This window comes from Streptomyces sp. NPDC007025, assembly GCF_042869455.1.
Taxonomy (GTDB): Bacteria; Actinomycetota; Actinomycetes; order Streptomycetales; family Streptomycetaceae; genus Streptomyces.
Window position 1 is genome coordinate 38,802 of the sequence record NZ_JBIAFT010000020.1, and the last position, 17,073, is coordinate 55,874.

A 17,073-nucleotide genomic window follows, 5' to 3' on the forward strand; every position below is an offset into this window, starting at 1 on the left:
ACTTAGACGTATGGCATACGACGATCTCCGCTCGCTCCTGCGAGCACTGGAGCGTGACCGCGACCTGGTGCGGGTCAAGGCCGAGGTCGATCCCCATCTGGAGGTCGGGGAGCTCGTCGACCGGGTGAACAAGGCGGGTGGACCGGCACTTCTGTTCGAGAACGTCAAGGGCTCGGACCTGCCGCTGGCGATGAACGTCTACGGCACCGACCGCCGGCTGCTCAAGGCGCTCGGCCTGGACTCCTACGACGAGATCGGCGCGAAGATCGGCGGCCTGCTCAAGCCCGAGCTGCCGCAGGGCTTCGTCGGGTTCCGGGAGGCGTTCGGGAAGCTCGGCGCGATGGCGCACGTCCCGCCCCGGAAGGTGAAGGACGCGCCCGTCCAGGAAGTCGTCCAGCAGGGCGACGAGGTGGACCTGGAGCGGCTGCCCGCGCTGTTCACCTGGCCCGAGGACGGCGGCTCGTTCTTCAACCTGGGCCTCACCCACACCAAGGACCCCGAGACCGGTGTCCGCAACCTGGGGCTCTACCGGCTCCAGCGGCACGACCGCCGCACCATCGGGATGCACTGGCAGATCCACAAGGACAGCCGCAACCACTACCAGGTCGCGGCGCGGCGCGGCGAGAAGCTGCCCGTCGCCATCGCCTTCGGCTGCCCGCCCGCGGTGACCTACGCCTCCACGGCCCCGCTCCCGGCGGACATCGACGAGTACCTGCTGGCGGGCTTCCTCCAGGGCAAGCGGGTGGAGATGGTGGACTGCAAGACCGTCCCGCTCCAGGTGCCCGCCGCCGCCGAGGTGGTGCTGGAGGGCTGGCTGGAGCCGGGCGAGCTGCGTCCGGAGGGCCCGTTCGGCGACCACACGGGCTTCTACACGCCGCAGGAACTCTTCCCCGCGCTGACCATCGACTGCGTCACCACGCGGAAGCGGCCGCTGCTCCAGTCCATCGTGGTGGGCCGCCCGCCGACCGAGGACGGGCCGCTGGGCCGGGCCACGGAGCGGTTCTTCCTGCCGCTGCTGAAGGTCATCGTGCCCGACATCGTCGACTACCACCTGCCCGAGTCCGGCGGCTTCCACAACTGCGCGATCGTGGCCATCGACAAGCGCTACCCCAAACACGCGCAGAAGGTGATGCACGCCGTCTGGGGCGCGCACATGATGTCGCTGACCAAACTGATCGTCGTGGTCGACAAGGACTGCGACGTGCGGAATCTGCACGAGGTCTCCTGGCGGGCGCTCGGCAACGTGGACTACGCCCGCGACCTCACGGTGGCCGAAGGCCCAGTCGACCACCTCGACCACGCCTCCTACCAGCAGTTCTGGGGCGGCAAGGCGGGCATCGACGCGACCCGCAAGCTGCCCGAGGAGGGGTACACGCGGGACGGCGGCTGGCCCGGGATGATCGAGTCGGACCCGCGGGTGGCCGAGCTGGTCAGCCGCCGCTGGAAGGAGTACGGCCTGTGAGCGGGACCGGTGCCCGGCCGCGGGCCGGGGAAGGACGTGCGGCGGCCCGGCCGCGGACGGTGCGGCCGACCCGGTGGCGGGCGGCCGCGGGAGCGAGCGAGGAGATGCTGTGAGCAGCACGGCTGAGGGCGTACTCGGACCGGGGCCGGGGGCCGATGTCGGCCGCGTACGGGCCTTCCTCCGGCTCGTCGTCATCGAGCACTCGGTCTTCGCGCTGCCGTTCGCCTACATCGCCGCGCTCTCCGCGATGTTCCGCGAGAGCCGCAGCATCCACTGGTGGCAGCTGTTCCTGGTGACCGTCGCCATGGTGGGGATGCGGACGTTCGCGATGGCCGCCAACCGGATCATCGACCGCGAGATCGACGCCCGCAACCCGCGCACCGCCGGCCGGGAACTGGTCACCGGCGCGGTCTCGGTCCGGACGGCCTGGACGGGCGCCGTCGTGGCGCTCGCGGTCTTCCTGGGCGCGGCGGCGCTGCTGAACCCGCTGTGCCTGGCCCTGGCGCCGCTCGCCGTGCTGCCGATGGTGGTCTATCCGTACGGGAAGCGCTTCACCGACTACCCGCACGCCATCCTCGGGATCGCCCAGGCCATCGGGCCCATCGGTGCCTGGATCGCGGTCACCGGCGCCTGGTCGTGGGAGGCCGCGGTGCTCGGGCTGGCCGTGGGCATCTGGATCGGGGGCTTCGACCTGATCTACGCCTGCCAGGACGTGACGGCCGACCGCGCCAACGGAGTGCGGTCCGTGCCGGCGCGCTTCGGCACCGCGGCCGCGCTGCACGCCACCCGCGCCGCACACCTGGTCACGGTCGGCCTGCTGGTCGCCTTCGGGCTGCTCACCCACGCCGGCGTGTTCTTCTGGCTGGGCCTGGTGATCGTCGCGGGTGCCTTCGTCTACGAGCACACCCTCGTGCGCCCCCGCGACCTCTCCCGCCTCAACCGCGCCTTCTTCCAGGTCAACAGTTTCATCGGGATCGCCCTGTTCGGGTGTGCCCTGCTGGATCTGGCGGTGCGCGGGCTGGGTCTCTGACTAGCCTGCCCCTCTACCATCGGGAGCAGGGAAGGGAGAGCGCCGTGCCGATCTCGGAGACCGACCGCCTGCACTCGCAGCTCAGTCGGCTGGAGGACCAGTTCCCTGGCTTCCGGACGGAGATTGTGGGGGGCACCATCATGATGAGTCCGGTCAGGCCGTTCCACGGCGAGACGATTTTTTTGATCCAGACAGCGCTGAGGAAGCTCGGAACGGAGTGGGCCTGCATCTCGGACGTCACCTTCGTCTTCTCCGACGCCGACGAGCTGTGCCCCGACATCGCGCTGGTCCCGCGGGCGGAGGCGGACCGCAACCTCAGCGCGTACCCGCCGGACCTGATCGAGCTGGCCGTGGAGGTCGTCTCGCCCAGCAGCGTCCGGCACGACTACGTGGTCAAGGACAGGCTGTACGCGCAGCGCGGGATCGCCCGGTACCTGATCTTCGATCCGTACCGCGCCGAGTGCACCACCCTGTGGCACCCGGGCCCGGACGGCTACCGGGGCCGGGACGTGATCCCGTACGGCAAGCCCGTCGAGCTGGCTCTGGAGATCGGTGAGGTGCGGATCGAGACGGACGAGCTGCCCGTCGACCGGGAGACCCGCACCCAGCACCCCGGCGACTGACGCGCCCCCGGTCCCGGCCGGGGTCTCAGTGCCAGGCGGGCTTGGCCTCGCCCAGGGCGCGGGGCTCGGCGGTCAGGCGGGCGGCGAGGACACCGCCGATCAGGCCGAAGAGGTGGCCCTGCCAGGAGATGCCGGAGTCGGTGGGCAGCACGCCCCACAGCAGGGAGCCGTAGAAGACGGCGACGACCGTGCCCAGCGCCACGTCGGTGATGCGGCGGTCCACGAAGCCGCGGGCGACCAGATAGCCGAAGAGGCCGAAGATCAGCCCGGAGGCGCCCGCGGTGTTGCTGCCCGCCGGGGCGATCAGCCAGACGCCCAGACCGCTCACCACGACGATGATCGCGGCGACGGCGAGGAAGCGCCCAACCCCGCGCAGCGCCGCCAGGAAGCCCAGCACCAGCAGCGGCAGCGTGTTGGCCATCAGATGCTCGAACCCGAAGTGCATGAAGGCGCTGGGGACGACGTCCACCAGCTCGCCGACGCGCCGCGGCTGGATCCCGAACGCGTCCAGCGCGTTGCCCGACGCCTGATCCACGGCCTCCAGCACCCACAGCAGCGCCACCCAGGCGACGATCAGCTTGCCGGCCGCCATCGCTCTGGCGCCGCCGGAGCCGTCCGAGCCCTTCGCCATGCCCGCCTCCTTCACGAGGAGCGTTCCCCCGCACAACCTCGTCCGTGTCCCGTCACGCTGTACAACGGCCTGCGGCGGGTCGGCGGTTCCCGGCCCGCTCACCGGCCCGGTCCGGGAGGGTGGACCCGTTGCCGGCCCGGCCTCCGGGAGCCCGGCTTCCAGGATGGCCTCAGATGCCGCCCGTGCCCAGGGCGCCGTACATCACGGCGGCCAGCAGGTCCTGCGGCTCCAGCTCGCGCACCCCGTCCGGGGCCCGCACGGTGACGGCGTCGCCGCTGCCGAAGTCCATCCGCAGCGGGAGGTGCACCGTGTGCGCCTGCTTCCCGCCGAGGAACTGCTCCAGGTCGAGCGTGAGCCCGGTGAGCTGGCCGCGCCGGATCTGCAGATCGGCGCTGACGGTGGTGTCCGGGACCTTCTCCGGGTCGAGCCGGGCGCCCAGCGCCGCCAGCGCCCGCGACAGGTCCGGTGCCGCCCGGCGCGCGGGCATGGAGACCGTCACATGCTCGGCACCGCCGTACTCGCCCGCTTTGCGGAAGCGGGCGTGCTCGCCCAGCGTCTTCTCCAGGCCCCGCAGGAACTCGCGCTCGGACTCGCCGTTGAGCGCGCGCCCGGCGGCCGTCGCGCGGCCCAGCCGCTTGCTGGTCTCGTCGGTCTGCCGGGAGTCCGGGGCGCCGTGCCGCTCCGCCTCGCCCCGCTTCGCCGCCCGGCGCTCGTCCCGCTGCTCCGCCGCGGTGATCTCCTGTGCGGCGCGCGCGAAGTCGTCGAAGGACTCCGGGTCGACCTCCACCCACCTGCCCTTGAGCGCGTCCTTGGCCGAACGCAGCGTCACGGGCAGGTCCTTGGCCAGCGAGACGATGCGGCGGGCCCGGTGCCGGTCCTCCTCGGATCCACCGGTCTGCGCCACCAGGGAGCGCAGGTTCATCCGGACGTAGAGCTTCTCCTCCACCGACTTGGCGGCCAGCACGTCCTTGCCGCCGAAGTTGACGGCCGTCGCGAAGCGCAGCCGCTCGGAGCGGCTCAGCTCCTTGAGCGGGGTCTCCTCGCGGTCCGAGCCGACGGCGAAGGTGAGTTCGCCGCGGGTCAGCAGCCGCGCCTGGCGCCGCAGCGAGCCCTTGCCGCCCGCGGCCCGCAGGAACTTCTCGGCGTCGGCGCGGCTGCCGTCCACCGACACCAGCACCGAGGCGGCGGGCTGCTCGCCCAGCTTCTCGAAGGCGTGCTTGACCTTGAGTCCCGTGGTCACCTTCTCGGCCATGGAGCAGCCGGCGACGGCGACGGCCAGTACGGATGCGCAGAGTGCTGCCGCTGCGGTGTGGCTTGGACGGGAGACACGCATGACGCAGAGCGTACGCGTCCTCGCGTCCCCGCCGGAGTCCGCGAGTCGGGACGTAGGGTCGGGGACGTGAGTGACATGGCACGGGTCCCCTGGGTGGTGGGCGTCTCCGGCGCGTCCGGAACGCCCTATGCGGCGGCGGTCGTCCGGGCGCTGCTGGAGGCGGGTGAGGACGTCGACCTCGTCGTCAGCCGCGCCTCCCGGCTGACGATCCTCGACGAGACGGGGCACCCCTTCCGCGACGCCCATGCGCAGGACGACCTGCGCCGCTGGCTGGACCGGGGCGCCGACGGCAGCCCGGACGCGTTCGCGACGGACCCCGCCCGGGTGCGGCACTGGTCCCCGGGCGACCTGGCCGCCGGACCGTCCTCCGGTTCGTACCCGGTGCGGGGCATGCTGGTGGTGCCGGCGAGCACCGCATGCGTCGCGGGGGTGGCGCTCGGGCTCTCCAAGGACCTGCTGCAGCGTGCGGCCAGCGTGACGCTCAAGGAGCGCCGTCCGCTGGTCGTCGCCGTACGGGAGACGCCGCTGAACGGTCAGACGCTGCGCCACCTGGTTGCGCTGGACGAGGCGGGAGCGGTGGTGCTGCCCGCGTCCCCGGCCTTCTACGCGGGGGCCCGGCACATCCAGGACCTGGTCGACTTCGTCGCCGGGCGGGTGCTGGACGCGGCCGGCGTGGAGCACAAGCTCTACCGGCGCTGGGAGGGGCATCTGGGGAGCGGAGCGGGCGGCAGCGACCGGGATGCGGGAGGCACCGGCCCGGGCGGTACCGGCCCGATGCCTTAGATTCGTTCCCCGGACTACTACATACAGGAGGCAGCGGCATCCATGGACGCGGTGGACAGGCAGCTCATCCAGGCGCTGCGGGAGAACGGCAGAGCCTCCTACGCCGAACTGGGGCGGCTGGTGGGTCTGTCGGGGCCCAGTGTCACCGACCGGATCAACCGGCTGGAGGCCGCCGGGGTGATCACCGGGTACCGCGCGACGGTCGACGCCTCCTCGCTCGGGCTGGGGGTGACGGCGCTGATCGGTATCCAGCTCTCCGACGCCACCGACCACGAGGAGGTGGCCACCCGGCTGCGGGACCTCCAGGAGGTGGAGGACTGCTGGTTCATCGCGGGCGACGACTCCTACATGCTCAAGGTGCGGGCCGGTGACGTGGACGGCCTGGAGCGCACCATCCGCCGGCTGTCGGGTACCAAGGGCGTCTCGCGGACGCGGACGACGATCGTGCTGTCGACCAAGTGGGAGAACCGGGTCGGTGAGCTGCCCGAGGAATAGCGGCGGGCGGGCCCTGGCGTAGTGTCGGGCCGGCGCGAATCATGACGGACACGGACCGAGGCGGGCAGGTGGCGCGAGGAATGGACGCGGCGGACATCGAGCGGAAGGTCCGCTCCGGCGAGCGGTTGAGCCGGGCGGACGGCATCGCCCTGTACGACTGCGACGACCTGGCCTGGCTCGGCGGCCTCGCGCACCAGGTGCGGACGCGGCACAGCGCTGACACCGCCCGGTTCGCCGTCCACCGGTCGCTGGAGCTGACGGCGGACACCGGCGAGGCCGTCGCCCGGGCCACCCGGTGGGCCGCCGAGGGCGTCACCGAGCTGCGGCTGACCACCGGCGGGACCGGGTGGAGCGGCCTTCCGGATGCGGTGCGCGCGCTGCGGGACGCGCTGCCCGCCGAGGTGGCGCTCACCGCGTGCACCGTCGCCGACGTCGTCGGCTTCGCGGCCGAGTACGCGGACGGTGTCTCCGGGGTGCTGGACGCGTTGGCGGAGGCCGGTCTGGACGGGCTGTGTGCCGAGGGCCCGGTGGAGACCGCCGCCGAGGCGGAGCTGTCCTGGGAGGAGCGGGCGCGGGTGCTGCGTCTCGCGCACGGCATGGGGCTCGCGGCTGCCTGCACCCTGCGCTACGGGTCGGTTGCGGGTGCCGCCGAGCGCGCGGACTTCGTCGACCGGCTGCTGCGGCTGCGTGAACTGCAGGACGAGACCGGCGGCTGCCAGGTCTTCCTGCCGCTGCGCCGCGACGTGCCGCAGAGCGCGACCGGCGCGGAGATCCTCACGACGTTCGCGGTCTCCCGGCTGCTGCTGGACAACGTGCCGCACCTGGCGGTCGACTGGGCGCTGCACAGCGTGCAGACGGCGCAGCTGGCGCTCCAGCACGGTGCGGACGAGATGGCCGGCCCGGTGGTGGACGGCGAGCAGGCGCAGGGTGCAGGACACAGCGAAGGACAGGGCGACGCGCTCACTCGCGAGGACCTGCTGGACCTGATCACCGACACGGGCTTCCGTCCCGTCCAGCGCGACGCCCGCCACGGGGAGCTGCGCAGCTTCCCCGGCCCCGACCCGCAGCGGCGCGAGACGCCGCAGCCCATGCGGGTGTGAGACGCGGCCGGCCGGCGGGGCCGTGCGTCCGTGGCGGCCGGTGACGCCCGTCTCCGGGGGTGACGAAGATCGCCTCGTGGCCTGTGCTTGACTGGTGAGGTACCGCGAATCGCCCGAAAGCATGGAGAACCCACGTGAGCAGCAGCACTTCGCACGCGACGCTCCGCTACACCACCATGCGGCTCGGCATCTTCGTCGGCTGCCTGGTCGTCGTCGGACTGCTGACGCACTTCGGCGTCATCCCCTCCGGAGTCGGAGACTCGAACCCGATCTGGGTGGTGCTCCTGGCGCTCGTCGTCTCCGCGCCGCTCAGCTATGTGCTGCTGCGCAACCAGCGGGCCGCGATGTCCGAGCAGGTCGTCCACGGCGTGAGCCGGGCCAAGGAGCGGTTGGCGGCCAACCAGAGCCAGGAGGACGAGGCGCAGGCGACGCCGTCGCAGGCGCCGTCGCAGGCCGAGCCGGGGACGGGTTCGGCCTGACGCGCCGACCGACTCTGTAACCCTCCTCACACCGATGTCTGCGCCCCACCGGGAATGACCTTTCCCCGGTGGGGCGTTGAGCTGTTCCGTACTCGCCCCCCAAAGCAATGCTTTGGGTAAGCCAAAGACGGAGTGTTAGCGTGACGGCCATGACGAACGCAGCCACCACTTCCGACGCGCTCCTGGGCCGCCCCGGCCCGGCGCTCGTGGCGCGGCTGCATGTCGATCTCTGCCGCTGCATGTCGGCGACCTGTCGCTGACAGCGCGGCCGGACCATACTCCGGCGCGACCGCACAGTCCCGCGACCGCATCGCCCTGCGCACCTGCGCGCGCGCTGCCCCTTCCAAGAGTCCGCTTCCTGACGCCCCCGGAGTCTGTCCGTGACCTCGTCGTCCCCGTCGTCCCCGTCGCCTTCGTCGTCCTCGTCGTCGGCCGCCTCCGCCGACGCCACCCCGCCCGAACGCAGCGCGCGCATACCCAAGGTGCCGTTCTGGGCCCAGATCCTGCTCGGCCTCGTCCTCGGCGTGGTCCTGGGCTGGGCCGCCCGCAACTGGGACGTGGCCTGGCTCGGCACCACCCTCACCAAGATCGGTGAGATCTTCGTCCAGCTGCTGAAGCTGGCCGTCGCGCCGCTGGTGTTCTTCGCGATCACCATCTCGATCACCAACCTGCGCAACGTGCACAACGCGGCGCGGCTGGCCACCCGCACCCTGCTCTGGTTCATGGCGACCTCACTGATCGCCGTGGCGATCGGGCTGGCCATCGGTCTGGCCACCAACCCCGGCTCCGGCACCGGCCTCTCGGCCGCGGACGCCGCCAAGCCGGACACCCAGGGATCCTGGCTGGACTTCCTCACGGGAATCATCCCGACCGACGTGATCACGCCGTTCACCGAACTGAAGGTGCTCCAGATCGTCTTCATGGCGGTCGTCGTCGGTATCGCCGCGCTCAAGCTGGGCGAGAAGGCCGAACCCATCCTCAGCCTCGGCGAGTCCGTGCTGGCGCTGCTCCAGAAGGCGCTGTGGTGGATCATCCGGCTGGCCCCGATCGGCACCATCGGCCTGATCGGTACCGCCATCAAGGACTACGGCTGGGACCTGATCGGCAGCTACGCGACGTTCACCGCGGACATCTACGTCGGCTGCGCGCTGGTGCTCTTCGGCGTCTACCCGCTGCTGCTCGCCACGGTCGCCAAGGTCAACCCGCTGCAGTTCTTCCGGGGCGCCTGGCCGGCCATCCAGCTGGCGTTCGTCTCCCGCTCCTCGGTCGGCACCATGCCGCTCACCCAGAAGGTGACCGAGCGGCTCGGCGTGCCCAAGGAGTACGCGTCCTTCGCGGTGCCGTTCGGCTCGACGACCAAGATGGACGGCTGCGCCTCCATCTACCCGGCCATCGCGGCGATCTTCGTGGGCGAGTTCTTCCACGTCGACATGGGCATCAAGGAGTACCTGCTGATCGTCTTCGTCTCGGTCATCGGTTCGGCCGCCACCGCGGGCCTCACCGGCGCGACCGTGATGCTGACCCTCACCCTCTCCACCCTGGGCCTCCCGCTGGAGGGCGTCGGACTGCTGCTGGCCATCGACCCGATCCTGGACATGATGCGCACGGCCACGAACGTCGCAGGTCAGGCCGTCATCCCGGTCCTCGTCTCGGCCAAGGAGAAGATCCTGGACCGGGAGGCGTTCGCCGCGGCGCGCAGCTTCTCCGTCGAGGAGGCCGACAGTGGTGCCGAGGCCCGGGTGCCGGGTCAGCGGGAACCGGCCACCGTGAACTGACCTGAACTCTTCCCCGCGTCCGCCCTCCTTCCGCGCGCCCCCGGCTCCGCCGCCGGGGGCGCGTAGGCTTGCCGACAGCCGGAGTTGGCGGGGGAACGTGCGCGCTGTCGGGGTGGCGTCGCCGGACCGGCGAGGGGGGTCACGGGGCATACGGGGTGAAGGGATGGAAGCGCGTGGGGCAGAAGCGCATGCCGCGCGAGGTGAGGGAGAGGCAGATGCTGGACGCCGCGGTCGCGGCGTTCGCGCGGCACGGATACCAGGCCGCCTCCATGGACGACATCGCCGAGGCGGCCGGTGTCTCCAAGCCGCTGGTCTACCTGTACCTCAAGTCCAAGGAAGAGCTGTTCACGGCCTGCATCCGACGTGAGGTCGCCGCGCTCGTGGCGGCCGTACAGGAGGGCACCCGACAGCGCGGGCTCTCCGCCGACCAGCAGCTGTGGAACGGACTCACGGCGTTCTTCGCGCACACCGCGGCGCGCCCGGACGGGGTCGCCGTGCTCTACCGGGCCCGCACCCAGGGCGAGCCCTTCTCCCGCGAGGTCGACGCCATGCGGATCGAGGTCGTCGTGATCGTCACGGCACTGCTGGGACAGGCGGCGCGGGACGCGGGCTGCGCCGGGAAGCTGGCCGAACGGGAGGTCTCCGGGCTGGCCCACGCGCTGGTGGGCGCCGCCGAGTCGCTCGCCGAGTGGGCCGACTCGCGCAGCCGGACGGGCCTGTCCGGCGCCGAACCGCCGCCGGACGCCCCCTCGGCGAACGAGACCGCGGCGACGCTGATGAACTTCTGCTGGGCCGGGCTGGAGAACCTGATGAAGGGCGCCCGGTGGGTGCCCGGCATCGGCTCCGGCTCCGCGGTGGCCGGAGGTCCGCACGGCCGGTGAGGCGCGCCGTGCCGAGGGCCGAGGGCCGGTCGACAACGCGGTCGAGCTGCTGTATCCGGTCCTCCGTGGTGAGCAGTCGGAACCGGCCTCGACCCCGGCAGCTGCCGGTGGCGCTGGGTGCTCACCCTGTCAGGTCAGTTTGACGTGCCACTTCCCGCGGGCGAGGAGCGTCGTCCCGTCCGGCCGGATGAACGCCCGGGCGCCGCGCACGGGCAGTTCGCCGTGTGTGAGCCAGTAGGCGCGGCACTCTTCGAGCGCGTCCCACAGGCGGCGGGGCCCGCCTTGGTGCACGGTGGGCCGGGCGGCGCCGAGGGCGAACGCCCGGGCCCAGGAACCGTCCGCGTGCGCCATCAGGGCGGTTCGCAGTTCGCCCTCCTGATGGAACTCGTGCTGGATTCCGGGAGTGGTGAGGCTGAGCATGGAGTCGAGGTCCCACGCGTTGGCCACGTCGACGACCGGGTACGGTCCGCGGGTCACCTCGTCGCCGTCGTGCTCGGCGGCCTTGTCGAGCAGGGCGCGTACGTCGTCGGGGTAGTGGGCGCCGTGGCGGGCCCGCATGAAGCCAGCGCGGTCCCACTCGACGCGGCCGGTGGCTCCTCCGTCGTCATCCTTCTCCGCGGTGACGATCAGGGAGGTACCGGCGAGAGTGGTGACGAGCCGTCCGCCGGTGCAGAGCGCGCGCAGCCACGATGCGGGGACCGGGCGCACGCTCACCGTGGCGACCAGCCGATCGGCTGAACTGTCCTCGACGGGCAAGGGGCCGGTGGCGTCCGTGTCGAGGACTGTCGGGGCGAGGCCGAGGCGAGCCAGGCGACCCCGTGCAGCCTCCACGAGATACGGGTCGACGTCGACGCTTGTCACCTGGTCGGGGGCCAGACGGCGGGCCAGGAGCGCGGTTCCGTAGCCGCTGCCGGTCCCCACGTCGAGCACGCTGTCGCTGTCGTCGTCGATACGGGCGAGTTCGTACATGCGCACCAGCAGCGAGGGCAGGGTGGCCGAGGAGGTGGGCGCGCCCTGCGGCCGGTCGCCGGGGGCGGCGCGGTCGGCGTGCCGGCCGGCCACGCCGGTCACGAGCGACGCATCCCGGTATGCCTCATTCAGCCAGGCGTCCGGCTCGGCGGGCCCGTCCTGGAGCGTCCACCCCTCGGGGTCGCGTTTCCACCACCGGGGGACGAACTCGTGCCGGGGCAGGTCGGCGATGTGCACGGCCCACGGAGAGGTGCGGTGGGCGGCCCGGTCCGCGAGCGCGGCGGCGTGCTCCTGCCACCTCACGAGGCCCCCTCCAGCACTGGGGCCGGGGCGAGGCCGTAGGCCGGCGGGCACGCCTCGGTGTTGGCCGGGTCGCAGTCGCTGGAATCGTCCGGCGGGCATCCGCCCGTCGGCTGAGGCAGGGGGACTGCGGCGGTCAACTGTGCCCATCGGTCGCTGTGCAGGATGTCGGCGAGCCGCTGCTCGCGGACGTTTCCGGCGACCATGAAGCGGGACAGGATGCAGCCGGATACCGCGCCGTCGGGGGAGACACTGACGCGCTGGCGGAAACATCGTCCGCACAGCTCGTCGGCGGTCGGCTCGGTCGCGGCGTGCTCGGCGGCGCGGCCCACCTTCCGAGCCCGGTCGATGCGAATGCGCTGGATGCCCATGCCGCGGAGTTCGGCGGCGGCCTGGTCGACGCGCTGCCCGTCGATGACCTCGACGATTCCCGCGCGCATCGGGATACCCCCCTGTACGGCCTCGCCGATGTTGGCGCGGACGCGGTCGAGACCGCCGCGGGTCTGCGTGATCCGGTCGTGCTGGGCGCGGTCATCGGTGTAATAGGACGTGGCCAGACACACCCCTTCGCGCTCGAACTGCCGCCACAGGGAGGGGCGGACGTGCGTGAGGTTCGAGTACACCTCGACACCGAGCCCGGCGTCGAGAGCCTGGTCGATGAACTGCGGCAGGTAGGGCGCGAGCGTCGGTTCGCCCCCGATGAACTGCACCATCGGGATACCCAGCTCGGCCACGTCCGAGATGGTGCGCTGCCAGTCCTCGCGGCTCATGGTGCCCTGCGGGGTCTGGGGACTGCTGCCAGTACAGCAGTGCAGGCACGCGGCGTTGCAGGTGCCGGTGATCTCCAGCTCGACGGATTCGAGGCCGGGAAGTGCTGCGGGCATGTGTGCTCCTCCTCGTCGGGATGTGCGGGTGCGACCCTGACCCGTCGGTCGCCATGGGTGGTGCGTGGTGTGCTCCCGGCCGACGGCGGTGTACGTCAGGAACGGCCGTCGGCCGGGAGCGGCCCGCCGGTGCCGGGGTGTGCCGCGGGGCGTCTCTCCGGCGCGGGCGGGAGGCATGAGGTGCTGCTCAGGGCGGCGGCGATGGTGAAGCCGGTGCCGAAGCCGATCGCGAACAGCAGGGCGGGGCCTGCGATCCCGCACGTGGTCATTACGAGGTAGTGCGTTCTGCGGATCATTCGGCCTGTTCCTTCCGTGTGCGCCAGAGGTGCGCCAACTCGTCGGCGAGGTGCGGCGGAGCCTGGCGGGTGACGGCGTACTGACTGGCGTGCGCGAGACACATGCGCAGGCCGTGAGGGGGGCCGGAGCCGCACTCGATGACCGCGACCTGAACCGTCTCGTCCCGGTCGGTCTCGCAGTAGGCGCACCGTCCGGGCTGGACGGTGAGCGTGCCGCGCCTCACGAGCGGGTGCCATGGCGGGGTGTGCGCGGGGTGCCGTTGGCGGTGATACCTGCGTCGTGGCACTCGGCCTGGGTGGCGAGCCGTGCCGCAGCGGGCGGGCAGTTCCATTCGGTGCCGCCGCGCGGGGGCCGCAGTAAGAGGTGGGGCCCGTCCTGCCCCATGACGCGGCCAAGCGAATTCGTACGCCGGTCGATGACGTAAACGCCGATGCGGTAGCTCATGGAGATACCTCTCCGCAGGTTCGTTGCGAGGTCTCGCGGGCAGCCGGAGGACCGACGCCGCACGTAGCCGGAGCCCAAAAACGCCTGAGCGGCGCGGAGTTGCTGCGGCCGAGCCACAAGGGTGCTCCCCTGAACTGTGAATCTGCAAGACTTCACTGCGGGAATTCAGAAACCGACCCTAAATAGGTGACATGCATTGCGAATGGAGCGCGTTGACGCTTTCATTTGTGGTGTCGGAAGTCCTTCATAATGAGCTCAGGGAGGGTGCGGGATGCCGGAGAGGTCGACAGGCAGCACGGTGCCGCGGCGGCAACTGGGGCGATACCTCCGCGATCTGAGGAACCAAGCGAGGTTCACGGTGCGCGCCGCCGCACATGAGCTGGAGTGGTCCGAGGCGAAGATGTGGCGGATCGAGACCGGCCAGACATCACTCCGCAGCCACGACGCGGAGACGATGTGCAAGGTGTACGGCGCCTCGCCCGACATCACCAAGGCTCTGATGGGTCTTGCGAAGGAGACGAAATCGCGCGGGTGGTGGCACTCGTACGGTGACGTGATCCCCGAGGGCTTCGATGTGTACATCGGTCTCGAAGAGGCCGCAACGAGTCTCGACTCCTACGAGAGTGAGCTCGTGCCCGGGCTGCTCCAGACCGATGCGTACGCCCGCGCCGTCATCCGTGAACACCTCCCGCACACCACCGATGAGGAGATCGAACAGCGCGTACAGCTACGAGTCGAGCGACAGGCCCTGCTGACCCGTACCGCGGGTCCGCCGACACTGAGGCTCGTACTCAATGAGGCAATCTTGCATCGCACCGTGGCGGGCCCCACCGTCATGGCGGAACAGCTAAGACACCTGGGAGACGTGGCGGAGTGGCACAACGTCGTGATCCGAGTCGTGCCGTTCTCGGCCGGCCTGCATCGCGGCGCCCTGTCGGGCCCGTTCGTCATCCTGCGGTTCCCTCTTCTCGGAGACGGAACAGACAGCGAGCCCCCCACCGTGTACGCCGACGGGTACACGGGGTGTCTCTACCTCGACAAGCCCAAGGAAGTCGAGGCGTTCGCCGACGCCTTCGACAACATCTGGACAACAGCCCTCGATGAGCACGCTTCGCGGCGTCTCGTCTACGACATGGCGAGGAAACATGACCAACTTTGAGAACCGTGCCCGCACTGACTGGTTCAAGTCGTCCTACAGCAACGGCACACAGAACTGCGTCGAGGTGCGCATTGCCGAGGCTGTCGCCACGCGCGACAGCAAGGTCACGGGGGGCCCAGTGCTGACCTTCGGCGCGCAGCAGTGGGCCACCTTCGTGGCGGGCGTCGCTGACCGCCGGCTCGACCGGTAGGGGCAACAACAGAAGCCCCCCGGCCCCGGCGCAGTGCCGGAGCGGGGGGCGTTTCTGTGCCTACGGGTCGAGCATGCTGCGGGCGCGCACAGCTACCTCGGGATGCCCTTCCGTCGTCGTCCGGGGGGACGAGCGTGCCGGACGGCCGGGCGGCACCCTCGGCGAGGCCGAGGGCCGGTCCTGTGTGTGTCCGATGAAGGTGGCGCGCGGGCATTCCCTGAACTCCTCCCGCTCCCGTAGATTTACTCTTCGGTAAGGTTACTGCCGCGTCAGGCGCTGGGCGAGGACGGAGCTCTCCGCACATGCGAGGAAGGAGCCGTCACCATGCAACCGGTGCAACTGGTCGAGCCGCACAAGAAGGTGGAGGACGGCAGGGTCCGCGAGGTCTCCGTTCCGCCGCTGGCGCCGCGGGTGACCGCCGGCTCGCTGGCCGACATCCCCTTCACCAACGCCGCCGAGGCCCCTGAGGAACCCGTGCTCAGCCGCAAGGCCCGGGACGGCACCTGGCAGGACATGACGGCCCGCGAACTCGCCGCCGAGATACTGGCGATGGCCAAGGGGCTGATCGCGCTGGGCCTGCGGCCGGGCGACCGGCTGGCCATCATGGCCCGCACCACCTACGAGTGGACCCTCACGGACTTCGCCGCCTGGGCGGCCGGCCTGGTCACGGTGCCGGTCTACCCCACCTCCTCGGCGCTCCAGGCACGGCACATCCTGCAGGACTCGCAGGCGCGGGCCTGCTTCGTGGAGGACGTCGAGCAGACCCGGATGCTCAGCGCCGAGCGCGGCAACCTGCCCGGCCTGGAGCATCTGTGGCAGTTCAGTTCCGGCGCCGTGGGCCATGTGGTGGACGCGGGCCGGGAGCTGCCGGACGAACTCGTCGCCGAGCGCCGGGCGCAGTTGGGGCCGCAGAGCATCGCGACGTTCCTCTACACCTCGGGTACGACGGGCCCACCCAAGGGCTGCGTGCTCACGCACGGGAACTTCTTCGCCGAGGTCGACAACGCGGTCGAGCTGCTGTATCCGGTCTTCCGCGGTGAGCAGTCGGAACCGGCCTCGACGCTGCTGTTCCTGCCGCTGTCCCACGTGTTCGGCAGGATGGTGGCGATCGGCTGCCTGCGGGCGCGGGTGCGGCTCGGGCACGCGCCGAGCCTGAAGACCGAGGATCTGCTCCCGGACCTGGCGAGCTTCGCGCCGACGTTCCTGCTTGGCATCCCCTACGTGCTGGAGAAGATCTACAACACCGGCCGGGCGACGGCGGAGCGGATGGGCCGGGCCTCCTCGTTCGACCGCGGGGCGCGGATCGCGCAGCGGTACGGGGAGGCCGTCGAGGCGCAGGAGCACGGCTTCGGCGGCGGCCCCGGGTTTGGGCTGCGGGCCGCGCGCGGACTGTACGACACGTTGATCTACCGCCGGATCCGCTCGGCGCTGGGTGGCCGGTGCCGGTACGTCATCTGCGGCGGCTCCCCGCTCGGGCACCGGCTCGCGGCGTTCTTCGAGGGCGCGGGCGTCACCGTCTACGAGGGGTACGGGCTGACCGAGACGGCCGCGGCGACGACCGCCACACCGCCGCTCAAACCCCGGCTGGGCACGGTGGGCTGGCCGCTGCCGGGCACGGCGCTGCGGATCGCGGACGACGGGGAGGTGCTGATCAAGGGCGACCACGTGTTCGGCGGCTACTGGGAAGCCCGTACCGGGAGTGTGCTTCCGCACCGGGACGCGGAGGGGTGGCTGCCCACCGGCGACCTGGGCGCGCTCGACTCGGAGGGGTATCTGAGCATCACCGGGCGCAAGAAGGACCTCATCATCACCTCGGCGGGCAAGAATCTGGCCCCGGCCCCGCTGGAGGACTGGCTGCGCGCGCATCCGCTGGTCAGCCAGTGCCTGGTGATCGGCGACAACCGGCCGTATGTGACGGCGCTGCTGACACTGGAGCCGGACGGGCTCGCGCACTGGTGCCGGATGCACCGCAAGGAGCGGTCGAGCATGGCTGAGCTGGCCGTGGACGGGGACCTGCTGCGCAATCTCCAGCAGGCCGTGGACGAGGCCAACTCGCTGGTCTCGCGGGCCGAGTCGATCCGCAGGTTCGTCGTGCTGCCGCACGACTTCACCGAGGAGGAGGGGCATCTGACCCCGTCCATGAAGCTGCGCCGGGCGGCGATCGTGCGGGACTTCGCCACCGAGATCGACACGCTCTACCCGCGCTGAACGGGTATCCCCGAAGTCATGCTTTGGCCA

The 17,073-nt window shown here is 71.2% G+C and carries 19 protein-coding genes; 12 read left to right on the forward strand and 7 right to left on the reverse strand.

Going from position 1 to position 17,073, the window contains the following annotated elements:
- Positions 1–10 precede the first annotated feature (10 nt).
- From ACFYMO_RS30370 to ACFYMO_RS30380, 3 genes are all read left to right on the forward strand, one after another.
- Positions 11–1,462, forward strand: a complete 1,452-nt coding sequence (locus tag ACFYMO_RS30370) for a menaquinone biosynthesis decarboxylase (protein WP_366771694.1) — start codon at positions 11–13, stop codon at positions 1,460–1,462.
- Between the two features lie 109 nt (positions 1,463–1,571).
- Positions 1,572–2,492 (forward strand): menaquinone biosynthesis prenyltransferase MqnP, encoded by a 921-nt coding sequence (mqnP, locus tag ACFYMO_RS30375; protein ID WP_366771695.1) that lies wholly within the window; start codon positions 1,572–1,574, stop codon positions 2,490–2,492.
- Between the two features lie 44 nt (positions 2,493–2,536).
- Positions 2,537–3,115: a Uma2 family endonuclease gene (locus tag ACFYMO_RS30380; protein WP_366771696.1), complete on the forward strand. Its 579-nt coding sequence runs from the start codon at positions 2,537–2,539 to the stop codon at positions 3,113–3,115.
- Between the two features lie 25 nt (positions 3,116–3,140).
- Here the strand turns inward: ACFYMO_RS30380 and ACFYMO_RS30385 are convergent, their stop codons facing one another.
- Positions 3,141–3,746, reverse strand: a complete 606-nt coding sequence (locus tag ACFYMO_RS30385) for a rhomboid family intramembrane serine protease (RefSeq protein WP_388550420.1) — start codon at positions 3,744–3,746, stop codon at positions 3,141–3,143.
- Positions 3,747–3,915: 169 nt separating this feature from the next.
- Complete coding sequence (locus tag ACFYMO_RS30390) at positions 3,916–5,079, reverse strand: hypothetical protein (protein ID WP_366771698.1); 1,164 nt, start codon at positions 5,077–5,079, stop codon at positions 3,916–3,918.
- A gap of 75 nt (positions 5,080–5,154) precedes the next feature.
- On the opposite strand from ACFYMO_RS30390, the gene ACFYMO_RS30395 reads away from it, so the two are divergent.
- From ACFYMO_RS30395 to ACFYMO_RS30420, 6 genes are all read left to right on the forward strand, one after another.
- Positions 5,155–5,862, forward strand: a complete 708-nt coding sequence (locus ACFYMO_RS30395) for a UbiX family flavin prenyltransferase (protein ID WP_366771778.1) — start codon at positions 5,155–5,157, stop codon at positions 5,860–5,862.
- 42 nt (positions 5,863–5,904) lie between these two features.
- The gene (locus ACFYMO_RS30400) at positions 5,905–6,357 is read left to right on the forward strand and encodes an Lrp/AsnC family transcriptional regulator (protein WP_019354131.1); all 453 of its coding nucleotides are present in this window, start codon (positions 5,905–5,907) and stop codon (positions 6,355–6,357) included.
- An 80-nt stretch (positions 6,358–6,437) separates the two neighbouring features.
- Complete coding sequence (locus ACFYMO_RS30405) at positions 6,438–7,457, forward strand: hypothetical protein (RefSeq protein WP_366771700.1); 1,020 nt, start codon at positions 6,438–6,440, stop codon at positions 7,455–7,457.
- A 134-nt stretch (positions 7,458–7,591) separates the two neighbouring features.
- Entirely contained in the window at positions 7,592–7,936 is a 345-nt protein-coding gene (locus ACFYMO_RS30410) for a DUF4229 domain-containing protein (protein WP_366771701.1), read from the forward strand.
- Between the two features lie 380 nt (positions 7,937–8,316).
- A complete protein-coding gene (locus ACFYMO_RS30415; RefSeq protein WP_388550425.1) occupies positions 8,317–9,711 on the forward strand; it encodes a dicarboxylate/amino acid:cation symporter in 1,395 nt (464 codons plus the stop codon).
- 173 nt (positions 9,712–9,884) lie between these two features.
- The gene (locus tag ACFYMO_RS30420; protein WP_366771702.1) at positions 9,885–10,592 is read left to right on the forward strand and encodes a TetR/AcrR family transcriptional regulator; all 708 of its coding nucleotides are present in this window, start codon (positions 9,885–9,887) and stop codon (positions 10,590–10,592) included.
- 129 nt (positions 10,593–10,721) lie between these two features.
- Here the strand turns inward: ACFYMO_RS30420 and ACFYMO_RS30425 are convergent, their stop codons facing one another.
- The 5 genes from ACFYMO_RS30425 to ACFYMO_RS30445 form a co-directional block, all read right to left on the reverse strand.
- Positions 10,722–11,864: a methyltransferase domain-containing protein gene (locus tag ACFYMO_RS30425; protein ID WP_366771703.1), complete on the reverse strand. Its 1,143-nt coding sequence runs from the start codon at positions 11,862–11,864 to the stop codon at positions 10,722–10,724.
- Positions 11,861–12,745 (reverse strand): radical SAM protein, encoded by an 885-nt coding sequence (locus ACFYMO_RS30430; RefSeq protein WP_388550429.1) that lies wholly within the window; start codon positions 12,743–12,745, stop codon positions 11,861–11,863. Before ACFYMO_RS30430 ends, ACFYMO_RS30425 begins: the two co-directional genes overlap by 4 nt.
- A 95-nt stretch (positions 12,746–12,840) precedes the next feature.
- On the reverse strand, positions 12,841–13,014 hold the full coding sequence (locus ACFYMO_RS30435; RefSeq protein WP_388550432.1) for a hypothetical protein: 174 nt from the start codon (positions 13,012–13,014) through the stop codon (positions 12,841–12,843).
- Positions 13,015–13,037: 23 nt separating this feature from the next.
- Complete coding sequence (locus tag ACFYMO_RS30440; protein ID WP_388550435.1) at positions 13,038–13,265, reverse strand: hypothetical protein; 228 nt, start codon at positions 13,263–13,265, stop codon at positions 13,038–13,040.
- Positions 13,262–13,486: a hypothetical protein gene (locus ACFYMO_RS30445; RefSeq protein WP_078534593.1), complete on the reverse strand. Its 225-nt coding sequence runs from the start codon at positions 13,484–13,486 to the stop codon at positions 13,262–13,264. The genes ACFYMO_RS30440 and ACFYMO_RS30445 overlap by 4 nt, the downstream gene beginning before the upstream one ends.
- A 271-nt stretch (positions 13,487–13,757) precedes the next feature.
- On the opposite strand from ACFYMO_RS30445, the gene ACFYMO_RS30450 reads away from it, so the two are divergent.
- The 3 genes from ACFYMO_RS30450 (at position 13,758) to ACFYMO_RS30460 (ending at position 17,043) form a co-directional block, all read left to right on the forward strand.
- Complete coding sequence (locus ACFYMO_RS30450; RefSeq protein WP_388550438.1) at positions 13,758–14,645, forward strand: helix-turn-helix domain-containing protein; 888 nt, start codon at positions 13,758–13,760, stop codon at positions 14,643–14,645.
- Entirely contained in the window at positions 14,632–14,835 is a 204-nt protein-coding gene (locus ACFYMO_RS30455) for a DUF397 domain-containing protein (RefSeq protein WP_388550441.1), read from the forward strand. Before ACFYMO_RS30450 ends, ACFYMO_RS30455 begins: the two co-directional genes overlap by 14 nt.
- A gap of 324 nt (positions 14,836–15,159) precedes the next feature.
- Positions 15,160–17,043 (forward strand): AMP-dependent synthetase/ligase, encoded by a 1,884-nt coding sequence (locus ACFYMO_RS30460; RefSeq protein WP_388550444.1) that lies wholly within the window; start codon positions 15,160–15,162, stop codon positions 17,041–17,043.
- The last annotated feature ends 30 nt before the right edge of the window (positions 17,044–17,073 follow it).